This window comes from Loigolactobacillus jiayinensis, assembly GCF_003946445.1.
Classification (GTDB): domain Bacteria; phylum Bacillota; class Bacilli; order Lactobacillales; family Lactobacillaceae; genus Loigolactobacillus; species Loigolactobacillus jiayinensis.
This window is the reverse complement of record NZ_RHOF01000098.1, coordinates 1-5,485: the sequence shown is the minus strand read 5'-3', so window position 1 is coordinate 5,485 and position 5,485 is coordinate 1. Positions and strand designations below refer to the sequence as shown.

Here is a 5,485-nt window from a genome sequence, read left to right as displayed (position 1 = left end):
AAACAGACAAAAAACCGGTATTAGTTATTCACCAATACCAGAAAGTGTAGACCCATGGATGTTGATGATGTTTTAGAGTTGTTACTGAGCTTCGAACAGCCTCCGAGTAACAGGCTTGCTGTCAACGTTGCAATAATAATCTTGGCCCTCATGTGACATTCCTTCTTTCAATTGTTGTGTCACGGCGTCTCTAGATTGGATTAACTGCCCACATGGTCCGAAATTATCACTTATGATCATCATAACATAAAACGAGTTCAGTTGTGCAAAATGCGTTTTTAAAAGAATCGACCATTAACACCATTTCATTTGAATGCTTGATGTATAGCCTTATAAAAGCCTTACAGATTAGTCAAAAAACGTTATAAATGTTTCTCTCACTAGAGACTAAGCTCTTTAAAAAGTCGCTGCCACTGATTAGTAACATCCGAAAGTGAGAAATCATGACTTCGTAGTAAGGCTTGATTAGCCCAATAGTGCCGAATGGATGGTGAATACATGAGGGTATCAAGCTTTAAGTTTAGGTCATGCACATGATGATCCTGTGTCAGAATGCCAAATTTTCCCCCATTTAAATATTCTTGGGCGCCAGTATTACTCATTGATATAACGGGTAATCCGAAACTCATTGCTTCACCAATCACTAGTGGTAGTCCCTCCCAACGAGACGTCATCATAAAAATTGAGGATGTTTGATAATGAACTGCCAACTGTTCATCCGTTAGCGATCCTGTCAGTTTCAACTTATTATTCACGTTCATTTGACTGATCAAATTTCTCAATTTGTTTTCGTCTGGACCTGAACCAGCTAAGCGAATCTCCCAATCATCCGGTATGTTCGCGGCAATCTTAACCAACAAGTCCAAACCTTTTTGTTGAATATCGATTCTAGAAACCATACTAATGACGTGGTTTGTTAATGAAGAGATAGTGCCTCTTTTGATGGTCAGTGGATTGTAAATCTTGATAGTTCGTGACTGTATTTTTGAAAAATGAATGACATCATGGCGCGTCAAAACGACCACACGATCAGCACTACGCAATCCGGCTATAAATTCAGATTGCATATTGCGATAATAGTTATCCATATAGGTTTCGTAGTTGTTATGCAGCCAGGCAATAATCCGCACCTGTGGCACTCGCGCTTTAATCTGCGACGAAAAGCTGGTTAATAATCCGGCTGTCAAAATCACAACATCATAGTCACCCTTAATAAGGACCTGAATCAGATCATTAATTTGTGACGAATATTTTGTTAATGGTTTGCTGCCGCGAAAGCTTTTGCCAGTGTTAACAGGATTTGAAGTCGTTATAAGCGGTGCATTCAACTCAAAGAAGGTTGGCGTAGTGGCCAAGGTAAAATACGCTACTTTATTTGTTTTAGCGAGTTCATTGCCTACAACAGTAGCGACCCTTTTAACGCCATCCATTAACAAGTTCTCAAAACAGATCAAAATCTTCATTAGCAACCACACTCCTTTGGAGACAGAGCAGTTTGTTCAGTTACGCTATTTCTGATACCTAAAAGGCTAAGAGACAGGACTACAAGAAGTGATGAAGACAATCAATAGTCGGTGCTACTACTCAACACGCTAAAAAGCGTATTGGCAGTTCATTAAACTTTCTAAATGAGTTTCTTCCTATTCTATATGCATGTTAACCAGAAATGCAACTAATCAGACGGATCTAGTGCAAATAAGCTGAGAGATGACCATTTAACCAGCTACTGACATTATGATGAAGGTTAGGTAGCTATCAATACTTTTAATCTGCTCACAAGGATAACCCGATGAGACTTAACTTTTGCGTTTTTGGTGTATTGTGTGAACAACCTCTACATCGTGCAGCGTTGAAATTACGGTTTGAGTGCTATGAAAACTTGCGTATCAGACACGATGTCCTTTTGAAAGTGGGTTCCCTCAAAGTCATACATACACGTAATCCCTCGTTTCTTGTTACCAAGTATACTAAAATGAAATTAGCGAACAAAGCTTGCACCAGAATCAACACAATGACAAATTGAATTCTTTGTTGGCGAATAACCTTAAGTAGAAGTGAGGTGAATTTGGTTATGAGCAAGTATGATAAGTTGTGGAAATCCTTTTTGGATAGGCAAGAAACATCAATCGAATTGGGATTTAAAGGGTAGATTGTAAAATTAATCCGACGCTGTTCGGACAAAAAAGATCAGCTTCCCTTAAAATGGTGTTTACCACAAACACATCTTTTAGGAGCTGATCTTTTGTCTAGTATAACCTATTCTGAACGAATTAAAATCGAAACCTTTTGTGAACTAGGCCTGTCCAATATCCAAATGGCTGAGCGGTTAAATCGATCACCGGCTACCATTTTTAATGACTTGTCGCGATGTCAACCTTATCAGGATAAATTAACCAAAGGCCGCTGAAAGTACTCAACTGGCAAACATCTTACCAAGTAATGCTGAATAATTTGTCAAAAATTCGGATTAAATTTGCAATCTACCATTTAAGATCATAATTATTAGCGAGGTTAGCACCGTCATACTGATGTGTTTCATATATTTTGGTATAAGCAACGTCAGCGATGAAAATATAACGTATTTTATCGCTGCTGGTATAATTCATTGATTTCGAAACTTGATTTAAACGTGCAAAATAAATACCTCTGCCTAAATCATTAGTAAACAACACCCGCTACTCTACACCAACTAGAGTTAGTCTTATCATAAAACAAATACACGTCGTCAACTAGATCAGATCGATCTTATCAACAACGTGCATGATTCAGTTATTTCAATCGTTTCAACAACCATACTGGCCGGTGCCGCTCAGACTTGTGCACCCGGGTATTAACGACTTGTAGCAATTGTAAAATGGTGAAAATTAGTGAATTACGTTTTCGGTACGCAATGTACTTCGGTTCCCACTCGGTCACATACTTCTCTTTGTACGACCGTAATCCCTGAAAACCATATAACTGGTAGCCATATTCGTAAATTAAATGAGCAATTTTTTCTTGAATAAAACTGTAGCGTGAAACCCCCACACCGGATAACGGTGCCATTCCCATATTGAAATAAGCATAGCCATCGTCACGCGCCTGTTCAAATAGGTGCACAAAGACCGTGTCCATAATGCCGGATGGCGCCGATTTGCTTGACCGCATTAAGTCAATTGAAGTCGTCTGATGATTTCCCTGCGGCATAATATTCGCAAACGCGACAATTCGGTGGTCAGGATCATAAACGACCGCTACGGGTGCCTGATTGAGATACTGCTCATCAAAAAATCCGAGCGAGAATCCTTTTTCCGTCTCACCTGCTAACCAACTATCCGAAACAGCTCGTAATTCAGCCATAACGTTGGCACTGAACGGTGGCTGCAAGATGGCAAACTCATAGTGATCCCGGGTAAACTTATTCATTAGGGCCCGCTCACCCCGTAGCCGTTTACCAGCCAAACTAAAGTCTGCCAATTTGACGTGCCCTTCTTCACCGGTTTTGATAAAGTCAAAGCCCATTTCGTGTAGGCGCATCGTCAGCATCTCACTAATTTCGTAAAAGACTAGCGAGCAACCGTCACTATCTGCGTCATCCAATAACTGTTCCAAGGCAGCTTGTAATACCGCTTGATTACCGAATGGCTCTCCCATAATGATCAGTTTATCAGCCTTCTGCTGGTATAAGAAGATCAGTTGATCGACCCCATCGACTTGATAGTAATATGCTAACTTATCATTCAAATAAGCCAAGTGTGAGATTTCATTGCCGCCATAAGTTTCAATCACTTGTTTGACCCGAGCCGCATCCATCTTTTGACGCAATCGGGCGTTATAGCCACTCGCAAAGTAGCGGTACATAATAATCAAAATCATTGCCGCTAAGACTAACCCAATCACCCCAAATAACCAGAGCTTTTGTGATGGGAAGAACAGAGCTTCAGGAACCGCATGCCGATGATGAATTTGGGGCGCGTTATAGACCCCCACAATCGTATACAAGATAAAGGTCACCACATACACGCAGCTAACCCACAACGTTTGCCCCCACGAAAAAGCCAACCGATCACGATAATAAGCATGCCGCGACAAAGCCACTAGCGCTAGAATCACAATCAAGAAAATCACAAATTTCATCGAAATTGCATCATAAACGACGAGCCAGCGAATCGTATTCAAAATTGCAATCAGCAGGGCAATCACCGTTGGCCAAAAAGCTTTTTTGACCCGGCCAGCAGTTCCCAACGCCACCCCAATCAGTAAGAAGGCCATAATAATACTGCTGGCCTGATTAATAAAGAAAAAGGTGTACGGATAAAACTGTAAGAAGAGTTTATTGCTATATGCAAAGGTAGGGACCGTTGACATCAACAACATCAGAAAACCAGAAAAGTAGAGAAAAACCGTCAGTACCATCTGAGCAACACGTTGTAATGCCTGCTTAGGAATACCCGCTAAGCGCACGTTTAAGCGATGGCCGGTGTCATGGATGAATAAGACCAGCCCGATGGCAAACGGGATAATATAGTAGAATAACCGGTAAAATAAGAGCCATACGACGGCGTCTGGTCGAGAAACTCCGACCGCACTGAGACCAAAAATCATGAAAACGTCGAATGACCCAATACCACCGGGTACCATTGACACTTCACCGACAACCGAAGCAATCACGAATAACGGCACGACTGCTGCAAAATCAATGGGTAATCCCATAAAGTTTCCAATTAATAAGAAGAACAGCACACAGCCAGTCCATTCACCAAACGACCCACTCAATAACCGAACGACGTTGCCGAGCGTAAGGCCATCGAAGAATTCCGAATCGTTGACCCGTGTAAAAATAAAGATAGCTGGAAAATACAGTGCACCACCGACGAGCCAGATCCAGTAACTGCCATACATGTTCCCAATGCCAAAGCCATAGACTAGCACGAGTGAGATCATACAATATAATGACAATCCCGAAACTAAAAACAAAGCGATCTTGGAAATGGCAAACACGATTTGTTTCTTAGTGGCTTCGCGATTATAAAAGTTAGCACGCAGTGAGGCGCCCAGCACGCCCCCAAAACCACCGATATTCGTAAATGTATTGGTGATCCATCCAGCTTTTAAGACATATCCAAGTGAATAGTGGTTGGGTAAAAACTTTGTAATCATGACGTCATACGTCAGCATTGGTGTCACTGCGATAATACCAATCACGACCATGCTCAACAGATGCCACCAGCTTTGCGAAGCAAGCGCATTCGCCAACTGCGCGCCACTGACTTCCTTCGCAATTTTGCCGACTTCCGTAATCACAAATAACAGGACAGAGAATACAAATAATGCTTTGATGATCCCCATGCGTTTATTGAGTGCCGTCCCGATTTTCTGTAACGTTGCCTTCAAAAAAATTCTCCTTTCCCTAGATTATCTGTATTTAATCTTGAATTTATAACGTTTTGATGGTAGATTGTAAAATTAATCCGAACGCTGTTCGGACAAAAAAGATCAGCTTCCT

General features: G+C 41.3%; 2 protein-coding genes and 1 pseudogene. 1 reads left to right on the top strand and 2 read right to left on the bottom strand.

Annotation, left to right across the window (positions count from 1 at the left end; all coding sequences use genetic code 11):
* Positions 1-380: 380 nt before the first annotated feature.
* A complete protein-coding gene (locus EKM80_RS14360; RefSeq protein WP_100070483.1) occupies positions 381-1,463 on the bottom strand; it encodes a glycosyltransferase in 1,083 nt (360 codons plus the stop codon).
* Between the two features lie 779 nt (positions 1,464-2,242).
* Here EKM80_RS14360 and EKM80_RS14350 point away from each other — a divergent pair.
* Positions 2,243-2,398: pseudogene (locus EKM80_RS14350) on the top strand (helix-turn-helix domain-containing protein); the annotation flags it as partial.
* Between the two features lie 371 nt (positions 2,399-2,769).
* Here EKM80_RS14350 and mprF read toward each other — a convergent pair.
* Positions 2,770-5,373 carry a bifunctional lysylphosphatidylglycerol flippase/synthetase MprF gene (gene mprF, locus EKM80_RS14340; RefSeq protein WP_125554346.1) on the bottom strand — a complete coding sequence of 868 codons (2,604 nt, stop codon included), beginning with the start codon at positions 5,371-5,373 and terminating at the stop codon, positions 2,770-2,772.
* Between the last annotated feature and the right edge of the window lie 112 nt (positions 5,374-5,485).

What these genes read in the sequence shown, in the direction of transcription:
- EKM80_RS14360 (WP_100070483.1), bottom strand. Translation starts at nt 1,463, where the DNA reads ATGAAGATTTTGATCTGTTTTGAGAACTTGTTAATGGATGGCGTTAAA.